General features: G+C 61.1%; 16 protein-coding genes. 4 read left to right on the plus strand and 12 right to left on the minus strand.

The window, feature by feature from the left end; genetic code table 11:
* The first annotated feature begins 70 nt into the window (after nt 1–70).
* The 4 genes from KDW95_RS05435 (at nt 71) to KDW95_RS05450 (ending at nt 5,692) form a co-directional block, all read left to right on the plus strand.
* Nucleotides 71–865, plus strand: coding sequence for an IclR family transcriptional regulator domain-containing protein (locus tag KDW95_RS05435; RefSeq protein ID WP_255855265.1), 795 nt, complete (start codon nt 71–73; stop codon nt 863–865).
* Nucleotides 866–1,029: 164 nt separating this feature from the next.
* Complete coding sequence (locus tag KDW95_RS05440) at nt 1,030–2,877, plus strand: TRAP transporter permease (RefSeq protein WP_255855266.1); 1,848 nt, start codon at nt 1,030–1,032, stop codon at nt 2,875–2,877.
* A gap of 150 nt (nt 2,878–3,027) precedes the next feature.
* Nucleotides 3,028–4,056 carry a TAXI family TRAP transporter solute-binding subunit gene (locus KDW95_RS05445; RefSeq protein WP_255855267.1) on the plus strand — a complete coding sequence of 343 codons (1,029 nt, stop codon included), beginning with the start codon at nt 3,028–3,030 and terminating at the stop codon, nt 4,054–4,056.
* A gap of 382 nt (nt 4,057–4,438) precedes the next feature.
* Nucleotides 4,439–5,692, plus strand: a complete 1,254-nt coding sequence (locus tag KDW95_RS05450; protein ID WP_255855268.1) for a dicarboxylate/amino acid:cation symporter — start codon at nt 4,439–4,441, stop codon at nt 5,690–5,692.
* 787 nt (nt 5,693–6,479) lie between these two features.
* On the opposite strand, the gene KDW95_RS05455 is transcribed toward KDW95_RS05450, so the two are convergent.
* From KDW95_RS05455 to KDW95_RS05510, 12 genes are all read right to left on the minus strand, one after another.
* Complete coding sequence (locus KDW95_RS05455; protein WP_255855269.1) at nt 6,480–6,791, minus strand: putative quinol monooxygenase; 312 nt, start codon at nt 6,789–6,791, stop codon at nt 6,480–6,482.
* A gap of 13 nt (nt 6,792–6,804) precedes the next feature.
* Nucleotides 6,805–7,812 carry a zinc-binding alcohol dehydrogenase family protein gene (locus KDW95_RS05460; protein WP_255855270.1) on the minus strand — a complete coding sequence of 336 codons (1,008 nt, stop codon included), beginning with the start codon at nt 7,810–7,812 and terminating at the stop codon, nt 6,805–6,807.
* 76 nt (nt 7,813–7,888) lie between these two features.
* Entirely contained in the window at nt 7,889–8,593 is a 705-nt protein-coding gene (locus tag KDW95_RS05465) for an NAD(P)H-dependent oxidoreductase (RefSeq protein WP_255855271.1), read from the minus strand.
* Nucleotides 8,594–8,742: 149 nt separating this feature from the next.
* Nucleotides 8,743–9,687, minus strand: coding sequence for a LysR family transcriptional regulator (locus tag KDW95_RS05470; protein WP_255855272.1), 945 nt, complete (start codon nt 9,685–9,687; stop codon nt 8,743–8,745).
* A 181-nt stretch (nt 9,688–9,868) separates the two neighbouring features.
* Nucleotides 9,869–11,677 (minus strand): protein kinase domain-containing protein, encoded by a 1,809-nt coding sequence (locus KDW95_RS05475; RefSeq protein ID WP_255855273.1) that lies wholly within the window; start codon nt 11,675–11,677, stop codon nt 9,869–9,871.
* A gap of 86 nt (nt 11,678–11,763) precedes the next feature.
* Nucleotides 11,764–13,353 carry a dihydrolipoyllysine-residue acetyltransferase gene (locus KDW95_RS05480; protein ID WP_255855274.1) on the minus strand — a complete coding sequence of 530 codons (1,590 nt, stop codon included), beginning with the start codon at nt 13,351–13,353 and terminating at the stop codon, nt 11,764–11,766.
* An 11-nt stretch (nt 13,354–13,364) separates the two neighbouring features.
* A complete protein-coding gene (locus KDW95_RS05485) occupies nt 13,365–14,342 on the minus strand; it encodes an alpha-ketoacid dehydrogenase subunit beta (RefSeq protein WP_255855275.1) in 978 nt (325 codons plus the stop codon).
* Nucleotides 14,335–15,513 carry a thiamine pyrophosphate-dependent dehydrogenase E1 component subunit alpha gene (locus KDW95_RS05490; RefSeq protein WP_255855276.1) on the minus strand — a complete coding sequence of 393 codons (1,179 nt, stop codon included), beginning with the start codon at nt 15,511–15,513 and terminating at the stop codon, nt 14,335–14,337. The genes KDW95_RS05485 and KDW95_RS05490 overlap by 8 nt, the downstream gene beginning before the upstream one ends.
* A 105-nt stretch (nt 15,514–15,618) precedes the next feature.
* Nucleotides 15,619–17,217 carry a tripartite tricarboxylate transporter permease gene (locus KDW95_RS05495; protein ID WP_255855277.1) on the minus strand — a complete coding sequence of 533 codons (1,599 nt, stop codon included), beginning with the start codon at nt 17,215–17,217 and terminating at the stop codon, nt 15,619–15,621.
* Nucleotides 17,218–17,269: 52 nt separating this feature from the next.
* Nucleotides 17,270–17,845: a hypothetical protein gene (locus tag KDW95_RS05500; protein ID WP_255855278.1), complete on the minus strand. Its 576-nt coding sequence runs from the start codon at nt 17,843–17,845 to the stop codon at nt 17,270–17,272.
* 67 nt (nt 17,846–17,912) lie between these two features.
* Nucleotides 17,913–18,860 (minus strand): Bug family tripartite tricarboxylate transporter substrate binding protein, encoded by a 948-nt coding sequence (locus KDW95_RS05505; protein ID WP_255855279.1) that lies wholly within the window; start codon nt 18,858–18,860, stop codon nt 17,913–17,915.
* Nucleotides 18,861–18,974: 114 nt separating this feature from the next.
* Nucleotides 18,975–20,141 (minus strand): alpha-hydroxy acid oxidase, encoded by a 1,167-nt coding sequence (locus KDW95_RS05510; protein WP_255855280.1) that lies wholly within the window; start codon nt 20,139–20,141, stop codon nt 18,975–18,977.
* Between the last annotated feature and the right edge of the window lie 261 nt (nt 20,142–20,402).

Below are 20,402 nucleotides of genomic sequence, written 5' to 3' on the forward strand. Positions count from 1 at the left end.
TCTACTTTCCATTGACAGGCGCACTGACACAATCCAACATTTCACCAGGTGAAATACTGGAGATCCGAGAATGACAAAACAGATTCGTGCGCTGGCCCGGGGTCTTACCGTCGTCAACACCATCAACGCGGCGGCAAGCCCCGTCAGCCTGGGTGACTTGCACCAGGCAACGGGCATTGACCGGGCCACCCTGCTGCGCATTCTGGCCACCCTCGAGCAGGAGGGCTGGATATTCAGAGGCATGGGCGATCGACTCTATCGTCTTGCGTACAGGTTGCACGAACTTGGAGAGCAGGTGCACATCAACGATGCCGTCGCCCAGGTCGTGGCGCCCGTGCTGGAGCAGCTGCAACAGCGGCTGCACTGGCCCAGCGATATTTCCGTGTTCGATGGTGAAGGCATGACCATCATCGAAACCTCGCGTTCACGCAGTACACTGGTGCTGAACCGGGAGCTTATCGGCTACAAGCCCAGCATGCTCAAGTCCGCCATAGGACGGGTCTACCTCGCCTACTGCGATCCGCGCCGACGGGAATCTATCCTCAGCCGTATCCGTGACAAGGGTGGCGAGGAAGGTCGAATCGCTGCAGACAGCCGCTATATCGAACAGGTTCTGCAGGAGGTTCGTGATCGCGGCTACGGCGTACGCGACCCCAGCCTCACGAGCTTGCCCACCGATACGCTGGAGGAATTCAGTGCCATCGCCTTGCCCATTATCGTGCAAGGAGACATTCAGGCCTGCCTGAGTTTTGTCTGGATAAAGTCGGCCTACGACGCAGTCGGCATTGAAGAGAGCTTCTACCAACAGCTCAAGCCCGACGCGGACCACCTTGCAGCACTGTTCGAGCAGAACGGTCTGTACTGATAACAGGGATGCACGCAGAGCTTTTCACCTGGTGAAATCCCATCTGTAAAAGTCCGCTTCAACCCCCTAGAGTTGAGCCGTACATCACTCAAGCTCGTCTGTTGCGTAAAGGTTGCCTCATGATAACGATAACTCCAGACACAACTTTGCTGCGTTGGACCCGGTTGCTCCGCCATACCCTGTTCCTCCTGCTGGCGACAATTCTGATAGCAGGCGCTTTCTATACCGCCCGCTTTGGTATCTACGACGACACCCTGATAAGGGTCGGTGGCCTCGCGCTGGGCATTCTGCTGCTGCTCAGCCAACCCGGGCCGGCCACAAAACCCATCCAGCTGCTGGTGGATATTGTGCTTGGTGCCCTGCTGCTCGCCGCGCTCGCACGCTACGCGCTTATCGCCGAGTCCATGGAGACCGGTCTTTACTTTCTAGAACCGCTCGACGTCTGGCTTGGCAGTGGCGCCCTCGTCGTGGTGCTTGAAATGGCACGACGCAAGGTGGGGTTGCCGCTGGTACTGGTCTGCGCCATAGCCATTGGCTACGGCATCTTCGGTGAGCAACTCGGCGGCATTCTCAGCCATACCGGCGTTAGCTGGTCCGACATGACATTCACCCTCTGGTACAGTTTCGACGGCGTTTTCGGCAGCCCCCTGGCCGTTGTGGTCAGCGCCATTATCATTTTCATCATCTTTGGCGCACTGCTGGAAGTGCTGGGTGCCGGCGAAGTGCTCCTCAAGCTGGCCATGCGCAGCCTTGGCTGGCTGCGTGGGGGTTCAGCGCATGCTGCGGTACTGGCCAGCGCCCTGTTTGGCTCCGTGTCCGGCTCGGCGGTCGCCAACGTGGTCGGCACCGGGGTGGTTACCATTCCGATGATCAAGCGCAGCGGCTTCTCGGCCCGTTTCGCCGGTGCCGTGGAAACCGCCGCATCCAGCGGCGGCCAGATCATGCCCCCCATCATGGGTGCCGTCGCCTTTATCATGTCCGACCTGACCGGCATTCCATACCTGCATATTTGCCTTGCTGCCCTGATCCCGGCACTGCTGTACTACGGCAGCCTCTTCGCCTGCATATCCGCCGAAGCGCGCCGTGTCGGCATCGAGCGTCCGGATCGCGACACCCTGCCGCGCATGACGGGCCACGACTGGTGGATGCTGTCCGTCTTCGCCGTACCGCTGATCACTATTGTCGCCATGCTCATTGACGGCAAGTCACCGGCCCTGGCGGGCTTCTGGGCGACCGTTATCGCCCTGGTACTTGGACTGATCATCAACCCCAAGGTGCGTTCACTGACGACCCTGCGCAAGGCGGTATCCAATGCCGCCTCCGCCAGCGCCACTATCCTGGTCGCAGTCGGTGCCGTGGGCATCATCGTCGGCGTCATGAACCTTACGGGCCTGGGTCTGCGCTTCGCCGCCCTGGCGCAGACACTGTCCGACGGTTCCCTGCTGATGTCTTTACTGTTGATGGCAATCGCCTGCCTGGTCATGGGCATGGGCATGCCAACGGTGCCGGCCTACCTGATCATCATTCTGGTGATGGGGCCTGCGGTCGAGGCGCTTGGCGTGCCGACGGTAGCGGCGCACCTGTTCGTGGTGTACTTCGCGGTCATGTCCGCGATAACGCCCCCGGTCGCCCTGGCAGCCTTTGCCGCAGCCTCCATCGCCCAGGCCAACCCGATGGGAATCGGCCTGACCGCGGTTCGCCTGGCATTCATCGGTTTCCTGGTGCCCTTTGCCTTCGCCTTTAACCCGTCGCTGCTGCTGATCGCCGACTTCTCGATCACCGAATTCTGCTGGATCATGCTGCGCCTGGGATTTGCAATCTGGATGCTGGCTGTCATGGCAGGTCGCAGCCCTCTGTGGACCCTCGCCAGCATCGCTGGTGCAATCTGCCTGATCATGCCCATGCTGAGCCTGCAGATCGGCGCCCTGGCCCTGAGCCTGATCGTCGAGGTGCTGTACCGCATGCGACGCAAAACCACTACCGGTTCGCTGGCCCAGGCCAAAAAAGCCTGAAACAGCCGACCGGAATGAAACCAGGGCGGACCAGCAGCCTGTCGGACTTACCACTGATCTACTGCGGAAAAGCCGACAGACTGCTGGGCCCGCTTCTTGAGAAACGATTGCCGCAACCCACTCCATCACTATAAAAACGAAGGAAACACCATGCTTAACACCCTGTACAAGAAAACCCTCGGCCTGACTGCAACGCTGGCGGTATCACTCGCGGTTTCAACCCCGGCCAGCGCGGCCGAGAACCTGCGGATGTCTACCCTGGGGCCCGGTACTTCGCCCTATGTGGTGATGAACACCTTTGCCAACATCATCAATGAAACCCTGCCGGAGTACAGTATTCAGGTTAACGCCACCGGGGCGGCAACGCGCCATGCCGTCGAGACCGCCGCGGACAAATCGCAGTTTTTCATGTCTTCACCCAACCTGCACCATTTGATGAAAACCGAAACGGGCCCCTTCGCCAAGGCCAAGGGCGTCGGCAAGCAGTCCGAGAAGTTGCGTGCCATCTTCAACTTTCCGATGGGGTACTTCCATGTAGCAACCTTTGCCGACTCGGGCATCACGGAATTCAAGGACCTGAAAGACAAACGCGTCTTCCTGGGCCCTCCGGGCGGCGTGGCGTATCAGACATCACGCATGATCATCGAGGCAATGACCGGGTATAAGCCCGACGAAGACTACAAGGTCGTCAGCCTGGGCTGGGATGCCGCCGCACAAAGCTTTCAGGACGGCCATATCGACGTCTACTTCAATCCGACCTTGCCACCGAGCCCGGTGATGAGCCAGGTCGTGATGACCAACAAAATCAGGTTGCTGGGACTTCCGCTGGATACCAGCGACAACAGCGAGTTGCAGGCAATGGTTCAGCGGCCAGGGTACCGCCTGGGCAAAATAGCCGCAGGCGTTTACGGTGAAAATCAGGTTACAGCCGGGGATATCAACACGGTGAGCGTAACCGTCGGTATCGTGACCAATCAGGATTTGCCGGAAGAGACAGTGTATAAAATGACAAAAGCCTTCTGGGAAAATATCGGCCCGCGCGCCGAACAGACCAAGATGCTCGGCAACATCACCCTGGAGAACGCACTGGTCGATCTCAACCTGCCGCTGCACCCCGGCGCCGAACGTTACTACCGTGAAGTCGGTATTGAAGTAGCAGAGGAACTGAGTGCGCGATAGTTAACCCGACGCGACCACAACGTCACAGTAACGCCAAAGCACCGCCATGCGTATCCACGCATGGCGGTGCTTTCATGATGTCATCAACAAAATGGCCAAAGCGCCCGCCGCAAGGCCCTTTCACCTCGCACCTTGCTCCTTGCTCCGTACGCCCTGCGCCTTGCCCCTTGCCCCTTGCTCCTGGCACCTCGCACCTCGCTCCTCGCACCTCGCTCCTCGCTCCTCGCACCTCGCACCTCGCACCTCGCACCTCGCACCTCGCACCTGAGCTTACCTGCTTATTCCATAACGTTATCAAAATTACTATTGATATAGCCTTTACCGAGTCCCACAATAGCCCGCCTCGAAATCCACCCCGTAAAACACGACTCACGGAGACCCTATGTCAGTCACGCGCCAAATCCTGCTCGCCCTTGTGCTGGGTATTATCACGGGCCTTGCGCTTAACGCCGGTACCCATGCCCTGCCCGCGGGCAGCGTCGCCTGGCTGGATGCCAATCTGCTGACGCCAGTGGGCAAGGTGTTCCTGCGCCTGTTGCAGTTCGTGGTGGTGCCCATGGTGTTCGGTGCCCTGATTCTGAGCCTGACCAACCGTGACGCCGGCGCCGATGTCGGCCGTTTCGCCGGCCGCCTGCTGATTGGCTACGTGCTGACCAGCGCCGTGGCACTGGCCCTTGGCATGCTGGTCGCGCAGTGGCTGGCGCCTGGCACGGGGACCGAGAGCCTCGTCAGCCAGGCGCCCGAGGGCCGCAATGCCGACAGCCTGAGCCAGTGGCTGGTGGGTCTGGTGCCGAACAACCCCTTCGCGGCACTGGGCGGCGGCGGCCTGTTGCAGGTCATTTTCGCCGCGGCGCTGATTGGCATCGCCATGCGCGCCCTGCCCCAGGAAAGCGAGCCCCTGCACCGACTCATCGAAAGCGGTTACCGGGTGAGCCTCAAGGTGCTGGAGTTCGTACTGAAACTGGCCCCCCTGGGTGTATTCGCGCTGATCACTTCGGTCATTGCGACCCAGGGGCTCGACCTGCTGATGCGCCTGGGTATGTACGTGCTGGGCCTGACACTGGCACTGGCATTGATGGCGCTGCTTTACCTGCTGCTGCTGGGCCTTGTCGGCGCGCGCCCGCTGGATTTCGTGCGCCACTTCGGCCAGAGCCTGGGTTTTGCCTTCGGTACCGCCAGCTCCGGGGCAACCCTGCCGCTGGCACTGGGCAATGCACGCAGCTACGGTATGAACGACTCCCTGGCCAGCTTTGCCCTGCCCTTTGGTACCGCGCTCAAGCGTGATGGCGCCGCCGTGCTGCAGGGCTTCAATGCGCTCTTTGTGGCACAGCTGTTCAATGTCGACATCACCACCTCGCTGGTGATTACGGTCTTCACCACCGGCCTGCTGGTGAGCTTCTCCACCGCCGGTGTGCCCGGCGCCGGCCTTGTCGCCATGACCACGGTACTGGGCGCTGCGGGCCTGCCACTGGAAGGGGTCGCGGTGGTCGCCGGGGTCGACCGCTTTACCGACGGTCTGCGCACAGCGCTTAACGTGATGGGCAACTGCGCCAATGCCGCGCTGCTTGCGCGCCTTGATGGCCGCGCCGGGAGGTCCACTGCAGCCGAGCTGGCGCAGGAAAGTCCCGCTGCCTGAGGTAGCGGGGTGATTTGTGATTTGTGATTTGTGATTCGTGATTCGTGATTCGTGATTCGTGATTCGTGATTCGTGATTTGTGACTTGTGATTTGTGATTTGTGATTTGTGATTTGTGATTTGTGATTTGTGATTTGTGATTTGTGATTTGTGATTTGTGATTTGTGATTTGTGATTTGTGATTTGTGATTTGTGATTTGTGATTTGTGATTTGTGATTTGTGATTCATCATGGCGGCGTACCGCCCCAGGGTGCAATTCAGCACATCCGGGATAACAGAGCAGCTTCTATCCCCCTTCAGCAGCCGACAAGCACTGGGACTATTTTTCGATTGGGCCCGGCAGGGGCGAGGCATGGATGCCGAGCCGCCGATGCGGCACAGGGATGTGACGTCAGCGGCGCCCGGAAAATCGTTCCAGCGCGCTGTGCAGCCGCAGGCCGGCTGATGGGGGGCGTGCTTTCTTTGCATACTTTCTTTGCACGAGCAAAGAAAGTATGTCGCCGACAGGCGAAACACCAACCTTCAAACCGGCTCGAAACACCCGCCAGCACGACAGTTACAAGGATCAGGAATCATCAACACCCGAAAAAGTGTCACCCATGTCATTGAACTGAACTGTTACCCATGTGGGTTAACTGTGCCGGAGTCGTGATTCGTGATTTGTGCTCCTTGCCCCTTGTGCCTTGCCCCTTGCCCCTTGCCCCTTGTGCCTGTGACTAAACGCGGCGCACGCAAAAAAACGGGCGCCCCTTGCGGGAGCGCCCGTTTTTCTGGCCCGGATTCAAACTCAGGCGTTTTTAAGCAGCTGAACCGACAGCTGCAGCTCGTCTTTGCTGAACGCGGTGATAAATTCCTGGAAGTGCGCAGAAACACCGTGTGACTGGTGGGCAGCCGCATCACGCCAGGCCTCCAGCATCACGAAGTCACCGCCGGTGTTGGCAACCCCCGGGAAGCCATCCGGGTCGACTTCATGGCAGTCGTACTGCAGACAACCCGCTTCCTCTTGCGTTAGCGGCACCAGTTTTTGCAGTGCAGCGCGAACGGCGTCTTTGGCTTCAGGCACCACGCTGAGGGTTACAATCATGCTGAATTCAGACATATCCACGCAGCCCTTAAAAGGTTATGGCAATTTTGCCGATGGTCTTGCCGCTTTCACTGCGACGGTGCGCCTCCTTCAGGGTCTCTACACTGAAGCCCACGAGGGTGTCGCCAAGGGTGGTGCCAATACGACCTTCATCCACCAGCGTGGCCAGCTGGGACAGAATATCCTGCTGACGGGCAATATCCTGGGTGCCAAACATGGACCGGGTAAACATCAGTTCCCAGATAAAGCCCGCAGACTTGCCCTGCAGTGCCGTCAGATCAACAGGCTCGTCGCTCTCGACGATGGACGAGATCAGCCCCTGGGGCGCAATCAGCTCCACCATGGCGTCCCAGTGCCCCTTGGTGTCAGCGGTATTGAAAATGTAATCCACATGCTCAAAGCCCAGCGCCTTGACTGACGCCACCAGATCACGGTGATTGGCGACATGATCCGCCCCCATCTTGCGAACCCAGGCGTCGGTTTGCGGACGGGAAGCGGTAGCAATGACCGTCAGGTTGGTCAGCTGGCTGGCAATCTGGGTGGTGATCGAGCCCACGCCGCCGGCGCCGCCGATAATCAGCAGTGTCTTTTTCTCAGCCGGGTTGATGCGCAGGCGATCAAACAGCGCTTCCCAGCCCGTGAGCGCCGTCAGCGGCATGGCCGCGGCCTCTGCATCACTGAGGCTCTGGGGGGCCAGCGCGGCGATGCGCGCATCCACTGCCTGATACTCGGCATTGGAGCCGGCGCGGGTGACGTCCCCTGCATACCAGACCCGGTCTCCCGGCTTGAAGCCTTCCGCCCCGGGCCCTGTCGCCTCGACGATACCCACGGCGTCAAAACCCGGGACTATGGGGGTTTCAAGCGTGGTGTTCTGGGCCGAACGCACGCGAACCTTGGTATCGACCGGGTTGACAGAGACCGCACTGACGCGGACCAGCAGGTCATGCTCACGCAGCTCGGGCACGGCGGTGTCGAACTGAATCAGGCTGTCGGCGTGGTCGATCGGATGGGACGTCTTGAATCCAATGGCTTTCATGTATCACCTGTATAAAGCATATGCGAATGGGATAAACGCGGTTGTGCGCCCAAGGAATCTCACCGGGCGCAAGGGGTTAGGCCCAGGTAACCACCTGTTCCATTGCCCGGCGGGTCTTGGGATGGGCCGGTGCCTCGGCACGGTAGCCAAAGGCCACCATGACGGCGGGCTGGTAGCGGGCCGGATCAATATCGAAATGCTCCGCCAGCACGGCGCTGGTCTTGTCCATCTCGAACCCCTCGATCGGGCAGGAGTCGATCCCCATCAGGGCGGCCGTGGTCATCATGTTGGCCAGCGCAATATAGGCCTGGCGCGCCGACCAGTCGGTGATCTGGCGATCATCCGCAATGTGAAAATCCTGTTCCTGGAACTTCTGGTAGGCGCCATTGATAAAGCCGATGACATCATCCGGCAGCTGCTTGACCTCTTGCATGTGCTGTTGCAGGTAGTCCGAATGGTGCCTCATGGTGGCGCCGGTATGGGCCAGCAGAATGCCGAAGTGGCTGGCGGTGCCCAGCTGGCCGGCGGAGCCGTTAAAGGCACCGTTGGCGCCCCAGCTAAAGTCTCGCAGCAACGCGCGCTTTTCCGGGCTCTGGACCAGCAGCAGGTGCCAGGGCTCCATGCCGAAGGAACTGGGTGACAGGCGGGCAGACTCGAGGATGGTGTCAAACTCGCTGTCATGAATCTTGCGGGCCGGATCGAACACCTTGGTGGCATGACGGAAGTTGAAGGCCTGGGAAATCAGGTTCTGGATATCGGCGCTATCGGTTGCATGTGTCATCTGGGTGCTCCCTGTTTGATGAGCACAGAATAGCGAGGGCACCGCTTCTGAACTATCGGGCAAAACCAGAAAACTTTATCCCGTAAAACGGAACAATCCCCACTGACCATTTTCCAGACAGTGATAATCCGGTGAAACCGAGGTGGGAATCAGGCGTCGATACGCACCCTGCCGGCCTCATCGAGCAGGCTGGCATAGCGCTGGCTGTTGGTTTCGATAATACGCGCCTGCATGAAGTCCAGGAACGCCTTGACCCGCGCCGGCATGATGCGCCCCGGCGGGCGCACAGCCCAGATTTTCGCCTCGGGCCAGACGCGGTACTCGGGCATGACCGGCACCAGTCGACCCGCCGCGATATCAGGGCCGGCATACCACAGGGACGCCAGGCCAATGCCCAGCCCCGCCAGCACCCACTCGCCCAGCGCCTCCCCCAGGTTGACCGACACGGGCCCCGACACCTTGCTCTCGTGCAGGGTTCCGTCCGGTGCAAGCAGCTTCCAGACACGGGTATCCCCCAGCGGCAGGCAGGCATGCTGGGCCAGATCCTGGGGCAAGGCCGGCGTCCCGGCCCGGGCCAGATAGTCCGGCGATGCCACCAGCTGCATCGGGTTGTCATCAATCTTGCGCGCCAGCAGGCTGGACGGCGCCAGGTCACCGATGCGAAAAGCCAGGTCAAACCCCATCTCGACGATGTCCACCACCGTGTCGGTCAGGTGCAGGTCCAGGGTCACGCCGGGGTACAGGCGCAGAAATTCCGGCACAAAGGGCACGATATGGGAGCGCCCGAACGACGCCGAGGCCGTCACCCGCAGCGTACCGGACACCGACTGGGTGGTTTGCGACAGCTGGTTGCGGGCCGCTTCCACGTCCTCGAGAATGCGCCTGGCATGTTCCAGCAGCGTTTCGCCGTCCGGCGTCAGGGACACCGCCCGCGTGGTGCGGTTGAGCAGTTTCACACCCAGGTCGACTTCAAGCATCTTGAGGCGCTGGGTGGTGTTGGTGGCGGACAGGTTGAATTCCGCCCCCGCCCTGCCGATGGCGCCCAGGCTGGCCACGCGCACGAACAGCTCCAGGCTTTTCAGATCAAAAGACAATGGCTCACTCCATTTGCATGCCGCTTGCAGGCCCCCGCAGGGTCCGCAGAGCGCGAATGAACGGGATTATCGCATGGCAGCACGGCTTTGGCTGTGCGGGATCAGGCGCTGGGCCAGACGGCCCCCGGATGCGTCATGCGTCATCACGCATGCCGCCTGGCTCTCGCTGCGCCTGACGTCATCAGGCACTGCGCGGGTTGCGGGGGTAGTACTTTTCCGGCAGGCGCTCGATGTGGGTAAAGAAGCGGGTGTCCTTGTAGGGCAGCTTCATGAAACCCGCGACCCCCAGGCCTTTGATCAGAGGCAGGTTTTGCAACACCCGGGCCAGGCAATCGGCAAACTCCGCTTCGCGGCCCGGGTCCAGCAGCCGGTAGTAGCTGTGTATTTTCAGGTGGTTTGGCAGGCTTTCGAAGATGATCATCCCCGTATGGTGGATGCTGTTCAGTTGCGCCAGGATATCCATGATCCTGCCCGGCAGTTCCAGAAACTCGTCCGGGTCGCGCCCATCCTCAAAATAGGAATGCATCCGGGTTTTGTCCTCGATATCCGGTGCGGTACTGATCTCGTAGGGCAGGGTCATGCCGGGCGGAGCCACAAAGGGCGCGATTTCCTGCTCGCGGTCGATATGCAGCGTATCCCGCGCATCGAACAGGCAGCTTTTGAAAATGCCGCGCCGCCGAATGGCGCGCGCCAGGTTCACCATGTTGTTGACCGAGGCAATGAAGGACGTGCGCAGGCGCTCATCGTGCAGGTTCAGGCTGGAATCAATATATACCCCCGTGGCTTCCCATCGCACCGCCAGCCCCCCCACGACCGGATACTTGCCCAGGCGGCTGACCGCGGCCAGGAACGCCTTCTCGGTATCCCCCATGCCCTGCAAAAATTCCTTGTAGTAGCGATCCAGCGGCGCATCATCCAGTGCCTGCAGCACCTCGTGCGCGCCCTCTTCACGCAGGAAGGACTTGCGCGAGCTGTACACCACGGTATCGATATCCCGCTGCCCCGGCCGCAGCCAGACGGGCACCGTCGGCACCTGGGGCGGGGCCGGCAGGTCCATCATCACCAGTTGCGCCATGCGCGGCATCTGGGCAAGGAAATAATCCCCGGCACGGGATCGCAGCACTGGGTCCGGCGCCAGCATCGCCTCCAGTACCCGGGCGAACTCGATTGGCAGCCCCAGCGAGGTGGGCGGGATGGCCTTGTAACCGAAGCGGCAGGACTGCCCGGAGGCCAGCGCATAGAGGGTACCGGCCAGTCCTTCCTCGTCGAACCGTGGCGAAGACAGGCCACCGTTGAGCTGCGCCTCACCGATGAAATAGACATCCCCCAGCCTTGCATTGGTTTGCTGCATGGTGTCGGACATCAGTTCCATTACGCTGGTGGCAACCGGCTGGCTGTGTTCATCCAGCTGGGCAAAGACCGACGACCCCCAGTCGATCAGCGCTGCGGTTTCCGTGTCCGGGTCAAACATGATATTGGAGGGCTTGATATCACCGTGCACCACCGGCTTGCCGACATTGCGGCGCAATGTTCGCAGGATGTCCGCCAGTTGCGCCGCGATCCGAACCACAAGACCCGGCGACAGCGGGCCCCATGCCAGCGAGAGCTGCTCCAGGTCCTGCCCCCGCGCCCGCTCCATTGCCAGAATCGGCTGCCCGTGAACCATCTGGAAAGCGACGCAGCGCGGCACATGGGAGTGTTCCACCAGGCTCAGCATGAAGGCCTCTTCCTCCAGCCGTTCCTTGTAATGCTGTGGCAGGGTGATGCGCGAGAACTTGAAAACCAGCGACTCATCCTGCGCCGACACGCCGGCAAACACGAAGCCGAACGCCCCCTTGCCGACCAGCTCGATATCGCGATAGCCCAGCTGGCGCAACTGCTCTTCACAGAGCCGGAACCAGTCCTTGAGCTTCTTGGCATCCTGGTGACTGAGCAGGTAGATCGACTGCTCTTCCGGGATGTAAAACTGTTGCAGCGTATCCTGAGTCATGGGCGTGCCTGCACCTCGATCCCGCATGAATCCCTGATCCCAAGCTTACACCGGACGCCGGGCTGGCGTATCGCCCGGCGTCCGCCTCAGGCCAGGTCGAGCAGCATCGAGGCCGGGTCCTCCAGGTAGGACTTCCACAGGTTGCTGAAGCGGGCCATGGTTGCGCCGTCCAGCACGCGATGATCGCCGGACCAGCTGATGTTCATGACCTGGCTGGCCACCACCTGGCCGCTGGCATCGAAGCGCGGCAAGCTGCGGGTTTTGCCCAGTGCCACGATGGCGACTTCGGGCTTGTTGATTACCGGCACCATGTAGGTTCCGCCGAGGGCGCCGATATTGGAGATGCTGAGGGTGCCATCCTGCATGTCTTCCTGCTTGAGCTTGCCGGCACGGGCGGCGTCCGTCAGGCGTTGTACCTCGCGGGCGACGTCCAGGATGCTCAGGCGCTCCACCCCCTTGACGTTGGGCACCAGCAGCCCGATTTTGGAATCCACCGCCATGCCGATATTGCAGCTCGCCACATAATGCAGCTCGGTGCAGTCGGCATTGACCCGGCTGTTGACGATCGGGAACTGCTGCGCTGCCAGCGCCATGGCCTTCATGATGAAGGGCATCAGGGTCAGGCGTACGCCCTGCTGCTCCGCCCTGGGTTTGAGCTGGGCCCGCAGCTGCAGCAGCGCGTTCATCTCCACCTCGTCTCCGTAGGTAAAGTGCGGAATGCTGGACACCGCCTCCAGCATGCGTTTTGCCATGGCCGCCTTGATGCCTCGGATCGGCTCGATGCGTATCTCGCTTGCCGCTGGCGCTGCCGGGCACGCGGCCGGGGCTGTCGCCGGCCGCCTGGCCAGGCGTTCGCGGTACTGCTCGACATCCTCCTTCAGGATACGGCCATCCTTGCCACTGCCGGGCACCTGCGTTAAGTCCAGCTCGTACTCCCGGCCCAGGCGTCGCACCGCGGGGCCTGCCAGCACCTTGCCCCGGCGCCAGGGGAAATCCGGTGCGCCGGGCGGGGTGCGCCCGGATGCCGTGACACCCTGCGTGGCCTGCGGCGACTTCCGCGCAGCCACGACTGCGGCACCGTCCGCCTCGGTGGGGATAATGGCGAACAGCGGTGTATGCACCCTGGCCGTTTCACCCTGGGCATAGTAGAGCCGCGTCACCCGCCCCGCCCTGGGCGCCGGAATCTCCACCAGTGCCTTGTCGGTCATGACATCGACCACCGGCTGATCCTCGGCAATCAGGTCACCTTCCTGCACCTGCCAGGTCACCACCTCGCACTCGACGATGCCCTCGCCAATATCCGGCAGGATAAAGTCCTCTTCAGCAACCTGCGCTGGCGATACGGGCTGCGCTGGCGGGGCCGCTTCAGCAGCAGAGGGCGCATTGGCAGCTGGCGGCTCTTCGGCGACAGCGGCACTGGCACCCGCCGGCTCCTGCCCGGCCAGCTCCACCGCAAACAGCGGTGAGTGCACCCTGGCAATGTCGCCGGCCTGGTAGTGCAAGCTGACCACCGTGCCTGTAAAGGGTGAGGGAATCTGCACCAGCGCCTTGTCCGTCATGACCTCGGCCACTGGCTGGTCTTCAACGATCACATCGCCTTCCTGAATCAGCCACTCGACCAACTCGCATTCCACGATACCTTCACCGATATCGGGCAGAATAAAATCCTTAATCATGGGTCGCTCCGCTAGAAATTGACGCTCTGCTTGATCGCCTCGAAGATCTTGAGGTGATCCGGCATGTATTCCTTTTCCAGCACCAGCGGGAAAGGCGTGTCCAGACCGGTGACGCGTGCAATCGGTGACTCCAGGTATAGAAAGCAGCGTTCCTGGATGGTCGCGGCGATCTCGCCGGCAAAGCCGCCGGTCAGCGGCGCTTCGTGGCTGACGATCAGCCGCCCCGTTTTCATGACCGAACGGGTGACGGTTTCGATGTCCCAGGGCACGATGGTGCGCAGATCGATCACCTCACAGCTGATACCCTCCTTTTGTGCCATCGCGGCGGCCTTTTCCACGGTTTCCATCTGCGCGCCCCAGGCCAGCAGGCTGATGTCCTCGCCCTCTTGCAGAATCTCGGCCTGCCCCAGGGGCAGCTCGTAATCCTCTTCCGGCACCTCGCCCACCGAGGCCCGGTAAATCCGCTTGGGCTCGAAAAACAGCACCGGGTTGGGGTCGCGAATCGAGGCCAGCAGCAGCCCCTTGGCCTGGTGCGGGTTGCGCGGCACGACGATCTTGAGCCCCGGGGTATGGGCGAAATAGGCCTCCGGCGACTGGGAGTGGTACAGGCCACCGGCGATACCGCCACCGTAGGGGGTACGGATCGTCAAGCCGCCGACGTTGAACAGGTTGCCGGAACGGTAACGAAACTTGGCCGCCTCATTCACGATCTGGTCGAAGGCGGGAAAGATGTAGTCGGCAAACTGGATCTCGGCCACCGGCACCGATCCCTGGGCCGCCAGGCCATTGGCAAAGCCGATGATGCCCTGCTCCACCAGGGGCGTATTGAAGCAGCGGTCCCGGCCGTACTTTTCCTGCAGGTGACTGGTGGCCCGGAACACCCCGCCAAAGACCCCGACATCCTCACCAAAACAGATGACCTTGTCGTTGCTGGCCATGGCGATATCCAGCGCATTGTTGATCGCCTGCAACAGGTTCATGTTAGCCACGTGCAGCACCTCCTGCGCTCTTGGGATAGGCCTCGGGGTATTTGTCCAGATGGCTTCTGAGTGCCTCCAGCTGTGCTTCGAGCTGGGCGGGAGGCCGGTCATAGACGTCGGTAATCAGCGCCTCCAGCGGCGGCGATGGCCGCTGCTGGGCACGTTTCATGGCCTCCAGCACCTGCGGGCGGATGCTTTCGTACAGCTGTTTTTCCTGGGCCTCATCCCACCATGCCTGCTTTAGCAGCCAGTTCTTCATGCGCAGAATCGGGTCCTTGGCACGCCACTTGTCCTCTTCCGCCTTGTTGCGATAACCGGATGGATCGTCCGACGAGGAATGGGCGGCCAGGCGGTAACTCATCGCCTCCACCAGTACCGGTTCATTCTGTTCCACGGCCAGCTTGCGCGCTTTCTGCATCGCCTTGACCACCGCGAGCACATCGTTGCCATCGATGCGAATCGACTTCATGCCGTACCCCACCGCGCGCGGCGCCACGCCGTCGGAGGCGAACTGCTCGCTGGAGGGTGTCGAGATGGCATAGCCGTTGTTGCGGCACAGGAAAATCACCGGCACCTTGAGCACCGCGGCCATGTTCAGGGCCGCATGGAAATCGCCTTCCGATGCGGCGCCCTCGCCGAACACGGTCACGGTACAGGCCTTGTTGCCGGCCAGCTTCTGGCCGTAGGCATAGCCGGTGGCCTGCGGAATCTGCGTGGCCAGGGGCGAGGATATGGTCATGTAATGCAGGTCTTTCGAGCCGTAATGGATCGGCATCTGCCGGCCCTTGCCATAATCCAGGTCGTTGCCGAACAGCTGGTTCATGAACTGCTCAACCGAGAAACCGCGGTACGCCAGTGCCCCCTGCTCGCGGTACTGCGCCATGATCATGTCGCTGTCATCCAGCGCTGCGGCAAAGCCGACCGTGGTGGCCTCTTCGCCGGTGGACTGCAGGTAAAAGCTCAGCCGCCCCTGGCGCTGTGCCGCCAGCATGCGTTCATCCAGCACCCGCGTGAACACCATGGCGCGGTAGATCTTCAGCGCCTGCGCCTCGTCCAGTTCCGGCACCACGGCACCGGGAATAACCGTGCCGTCCTGTGCCAGCACCTGGTAGGTCGCAATCTGGAGGGCATCACCGGCGGTGAAATCCGGTGTATTGATCGTCCGTTCTTGAGTATCCATAAGCACCCTGATCTCGCGTGTTTATTGTTGTCCGATCATCATCGGTATCCGCTCGCCAAACCCTGTTGGCCTGGCTAGATAGCGCTGTGTCAGCAGCGATCCTGGTCAGTCGGCATGGCGAATCACTGCCTTGCCGACAGGGTTGCGACTGAGCACCGTTGCTACAAGGATAGCGCCAACCAGAAACGCTATGGACACCGGTGAGGCGAAAAGAAACCAGGGGTCGCCACCGGAGGCGGCAAAACCCTGCCGAATAAGGCGTTCAAAGTCATCCGCCAGGATAAAGGCAATCACGAAAGGCAGGACGGAAATGTCGAGCTTGCGCATCAGATACCCCACAAAGCCGAAGCCCAGCGCCATGTAGATGCTGCTCATGTGTGCATCCTGGATGTATACGGCGGTGAGCGTAACCAGCAGGACAACCGGCATCATCATGGCGGCGGGTATGTGCTGCAGTATGCCGATGCGGCGCATGAAAGCACCGCCCAGCGTCCAGTTCAGCAGGTTGGCCAGCATCATCAGGACAAACAGCCCGATCACCATCACCAGCTCCGGGTTCATTTCTCCCGGTGTCATGCGAAAGACGTTGGGCCCCGGATTCAGCCCGCCAATGCTTTCCATCGCCAGCAGAATGAACACCGCCGCGATATTGCCTGGAATCCCAAGACTGAGCACAGGTATCAGGTTGGAGCCGGACACCGCGGAATTGGCGCCTTCCGTTGCTGCCACCCCCTCCGGTATGCCGTCGCCAAACTCGCCCGGGCCCTTGTGACGCCGCTTGCCGATGGCATAGCCCAGGGTGGCCGCCAGTGTGGTACCGATGCCAGGCAGGGCACCAATCATCGAGCCAATCGCCGCCGAGCGCCCAATGACCGGCAACAGGCGCAAGCGCTCGGCCCAGCTAAGGTGCTGATCACCCTCATCCCGGATCGAGGGCAACACCTGGTTGTTGCGCCGCCGCCAGGCAAGGTCTTCGATCGAGGTGAAAATCTCCCCCAGAATCAGTACACCCAGCACCACGGCCTCGACCGAAAACCCCTGTGCCAGATCCAACACGCCGAAGGTCAGGCGCGGTGCTGTATCTTCCCCGGTGCCCACCGATGCGACGAACATGCCGAATACCGCCGACAGCAGCCCCTTGAGCACGGATGAACCCACCACGGCCGCGATAAAGGCCATCGAGAGCACAATGAGAGCCGCCTTTTCCGGAAAGCCCAGGTAACGCTCCACCAGCACAGCGAGAAAGGGTGCGGTGGTAATCAGTACGATGTCCGAAAAGGTGTCCCCCGATACGCAGGAGAAATGCGCGACGCGCAGGGCCTTGCTGCCCTGCCCCTTGCGTGCCATGGGATAGCCATCCAGCGTGGTCATCACGGCATCCGGCGTGCCCGGTGTATTGAACAGGATCGCGGGAACGGCGCCCCCCAGGGTTGACCCCTTCATGATGCCGATAAGAAAGCCCAGCGTCGGCAAAAGCGCGGAGGCTGTGAAACCGAAGGTGGAAATCAGGATCGGCAGCGCGACCGCCATGGCGAAGGGACCGTTGAGTCCCGGGATAGCCCCCACCACGATGCCCGCCAGCAGTCCGCAGAACACCATGACCAGCGTCGTGGAAACCGGAATCCCCGCGATGCTGAACAGGGGATCGGTCAGAAATACGGCCGCCAGCCCCCCTGAGACATAATCGATCAGCGTCATATCCATGTGCGTTAAACCTTATAATTATTAGCGTTATTACGAAACGACCCAGGCCCTGTTACTGATCACCGTTGGGGGGCAGCAGCAGGTGCTCGAATGGCAGATCGATAATCATCGCCATGACCAGGACCGACACCAGTGCAACCAGGGCGCTGCGCACAGCTATCCGGCCCTGTATAAAGCTGACAAGGCCCATCACAATGACAAATCCACCGGCGAGGTAGCCGATATATTTCCAGGGGGCGGTGTCGCGCAAATCCCGGTATGCAGGAAGGTCGGCCCCCAGCGCCTGGGCCAGTTCAACGCTCCAGGGGCCGAGATTCACCATCAACGCCAGGCCGAGTCCGATCACGCCCGCCAGTACCGAGGCAAACCTGAGATTTGCCGCGCTGAGCCCGGCAGTCTTGTCTGCGCCCTCAGTGTGCGGCGCCCTGCGGGTCAGCAGCATCAGGCCAATGCCGCCAATCAGCACCGCACAGACAGTGGGCATCAGTGCATCACCGATAATGACCTGGCGCCGCACCTGCTCAATCAGCCCCGACTCGACGCTGGCCGGAATCCAGGCCAGTACGGTCAGCAGCGCAAAGACGACGGCGAAACCGCCCAGTGCTATTTCCCAACGCTGGTTATTCATAGTCTCTCCTTGCACCCATGAAGGCGACATCCTCGCCAGGCCAGGCCCGGCGAACCGCTATTCTTTCTTACTGGCTGTCAGCTTCGGCCAGCAGGCGCCGGGCGCTGTCCAGTGAATCGGCCAGGTAGGTATCCAGCGCCTCACCGCTGATGACCCTGGGCTTGCCAAAAAGCTTGGTGATGTAGGCGTTAGTCTTGGACGCCGGATCATTGAGAATCTCCGCCATGGCTGCGGTCAGTGCGGCCTTGGCGTCGGCGGGAAGATCCTTGGGCGCCACGAACACGAAAACCATGCCAAGGGATTGCTCAAACCCCAGCTCCCGGATGGTTGGCACGCTGGGCGACATGTCCAGGCGCTCGGCCTCGCCCGATGCCAGGTTAACCAGGTCGCCGGCGGTCACGCCCCGCACCTGGGGGCCTGCCACCCACCCCAGGTCAATATCCCCTGCGACAATTGCATCCAGTACGCCCTTGCCCCCCTTGAAGCTAACAATATTGAAGTCGACCCCCTGGGACTTGCCCAGCAGGTAGGCGCCATCGGCCAGCTTGGGGGTCATTACGCCAAACCTGAGGGTCTCACCCTGGCGCGCAGCCGCCACGACATCAGGCATGGAATTCCATCCCTTGGCCCGGGTTGAAACCACGCCAAGCTGGGTGCCGGCGGTGCTCACAAGATAGGTAAAGTCGTGTTGGGTGTAGCCCGGATTGCGGTCCGCTATCATGCTGTAATCCACGGTTTCCGACACGATCATGCCAATGGTGGTGCCATCGGCCGGTTCGTTCTTGAGCTTGGCGGCCAGCACCGCCCCGCCCTTGCCCAATACGGATTCGGGAATGACTTTCCAGCCGTTGCGCGCTTCCAGCTCTTCGGCCATCAGGCGGGCCTGGGTATCGGCGGAACCGCCGGGGGTGAAGCCGATCATCATTTTAATGGGGGCTGTGGGCTGCCACTGGGCAAATGCCGGGCTGGCGGCCACGGCAAGGATAGATGCAACGGCAATAAGAATGTTTTTCATGGTGCGCTCTCCTGGTACAGATAGTTGCTTGTTGTTATTGCTGCCAGAACCGACGCTTACTGAATGCAGTGCCACAGACAGACAGCTTTCATTAAGTTATTGAATATAAGTAATTTATCCCTGCGCCGACACCTCTGCAAAGGTGCCCGGCAATAATATGGAACGATCAACCTGCGCTAACTGGGTACGGCCGCAAAAGGCCATGGTGAGGTCGAGCTCGTTGTGGATGATTTCCAGCGCCCGGGTCACGCCCTGCTCCCCCATCGCCCCCAGCCCGTACAGGAAGGAACGACCGATGTAGGTGCCCTTGGCGCCCAGCGCCACGGCCTTGAGCACATCCTGCCCTGAACGAATGCCGCCATCCATATGCACTTCCATTTTCGAGCCCACCGCATCCACGATCCCGGGCAGGGCACGAATACTGGACTCGGCGCCGTCGAGTTGGCGCCCGCCGTGGTTACTGACAATCACCGCATCGGCACCGGAGTCGAGCGCCAGTTGCGCGTCCTCGGCGTCCTGGATGCCCTTGAGGATGAGCTTGCCACCCCAGCGCTGCTTGATCCATTGCACATCATCCCAGTTCAGGCGCGGATCGAACTGCTGGGCGGTCCACTGGGCCAGGGTGCCCATATCGTCGATACCCTTGACATGCCCGACGATATTGCCGAACTGGCGCCTTGGCGTTCTCGCCATGCCAAGGCACCAGCGTGGCCGGCTGGCCATGTTGACAAGATTCGCCAGCGTTAGCCTGGGCGGTGCGGACAGGCCGTTTTTCAGATCCCGGTGGCGCTGCCCGATGATCTGCAGGTCCAGCGTCAGCACCAGCGCGGAACAGTTCGCCGCCTTGGCACGGTCGATCAGCCGTTCGATGAAATCGCGGTCACGCATAACATACAGCTGGAACCAGAAGGGCTTTTGCGTATGCGCCGCCACATCCTCGATCGAGCAGATGCTCATGGTCGAGAGCGTGAACGGCACGCCGAACCTTTCCGCCGCCCTGGCGGCCAGGATCTCGCCATCGGCATGCTGCATGCCCGCCAGCCCGGTGGGCGCAATGGCCACTGGCATGGCTACATCGATACCCACCATCTGGGTGGCCGTGCTGCGACCTTCAAGATTCACGGCCACGCGCTGGCGCAGCTTGATGTTCTGCAGGTCACTTTCGTTGGCGTGATAGGTGCTCTCGGTCCAGCTGCCGGAATCCGCATATTCGTAAAACATGCGCGGCACCCGGCGTTTTGCCAGCACCCTGAGATCCTCGATATTGGTAATCACAGTCATAATGTTGCCTCTTGGCCTTGCCTCTTCGCTGACCCGCACGACTTATTAACCTGGCTGGCAAATAGGTTCCCTCCCTATTTGCCAGTCACCCCACAAAAACAGGCGCAAGTGCGTGGACGTGCTGGTTTTTATGGGGTTCGCATTGGCCTGCGGCCAATGATGAAACATCCCTGTTTCATGTATTAACCCGCCGGGTTAATAGTGTCTTGGGACCGGTCCCGCCCCTTTGAACGGGGCGGGTCCGCTCACCCGCCCAGGGTT

The sequence above is a fragment of the Marinobacterium rhizophilum genome (assembly GCF_024397915.1).
In the GTDB taxonomy this organism is placed as follows: Bacteria; Pseudomonadota; Gammaproteobacteria; order Pseudomonadales; family Balneatricaceae; genus Marinobacterium_A; species Marinobacterium_A rhizophilum_A.

Coding starts and splice junctions, on each gene's coding strand:
- KDW95_RS05435 (WP_255855265.1), top strand. CDS start 71: ATGACAAAACAGATTCGTGCGCTGGCCCGGGGTCTTACCGTCGTCAAC.
- KDW95_RS05445 (WP_255855267.1), top strand. CDS start 3,028: ATGCTTAACACCCTGTACAAGAAAACCCTCGGCCTGACTGCAACGCTG.
- KDW95_RS05450 (WP_255855268.1), top strand. CDS start 4,439: ATGTCAGTCACGCGCCAAATCCTGCTCGCCCTTGTGCTGGGTATTATC.
- KDW95_RS05455 (WP_255855269.1), bottom strand. CDS start 6,791: ATGTCTGAATTCAGCATGATTGTAACCCTCAGCGTGGTGCCTGAAGCC.
- KDW95_RS05460 (WP_255855270.1), bottom strand. CDS start 7,812: ATGAAAGCCATTGGATTCAAGACGTCCCATCCGATCGACCACGCCGAC.
- KDW95_RS05465 (WP_255855271.1), bottom strand. CDS start 8,593: ATGACACATGCAACCGATAGCGCCGATATCCAGAACCTGATTTCCCAG.
- KDW95_RS05475 (WP_255855273.1), bottom strand. CDS start 11,677: ATGACTCAGGATACGCTGCAACAGTTTTACATCCCGGAAGAGCAGTCG.
- KDW95_RS05480 (WP_255855274.1), bottom strand. CDS start 13,353: ATGATTAAGGATTTTATTCTGCCCGATATCGGTGAAGGTATCGTGGAA.
- KDW95_RS05490 (WP_255855276.1), bottom strand. CDS start 15,513: ATGGATACTCAAGAACGGACGATCAATACACCGGATTTCACCGCCGGT.
- KDW95_RS05495 (WP_255855277.1), bottom strand. CDS start 17,217: ATGGATATGACGCTGATCGATTATGTCTCAGGGGGGCTGGCGGCCGTA.
- KDW95_RS05500 (WP_255855278.1), bottom strand. CDS start 17,845: ATGAATAACCAGCGTTGGGAAATAGCACTGGGCGGTTTCGCCGTCGTC.
- KDW95_RS05505 (WP_255855279.1), bottom strand. CDS start 18,860: ATGAAAAACATTCTTATTGCCGTTGCATCTATCCTTGCCGTGGCCGCC.
- KDW95_RS05510 (WP_255855280.1), bottom strand. CDS start 20,141: ATGACTGTGATTACCAATATCGAGGATCTCAGGGTGCTGGCAAAACGC.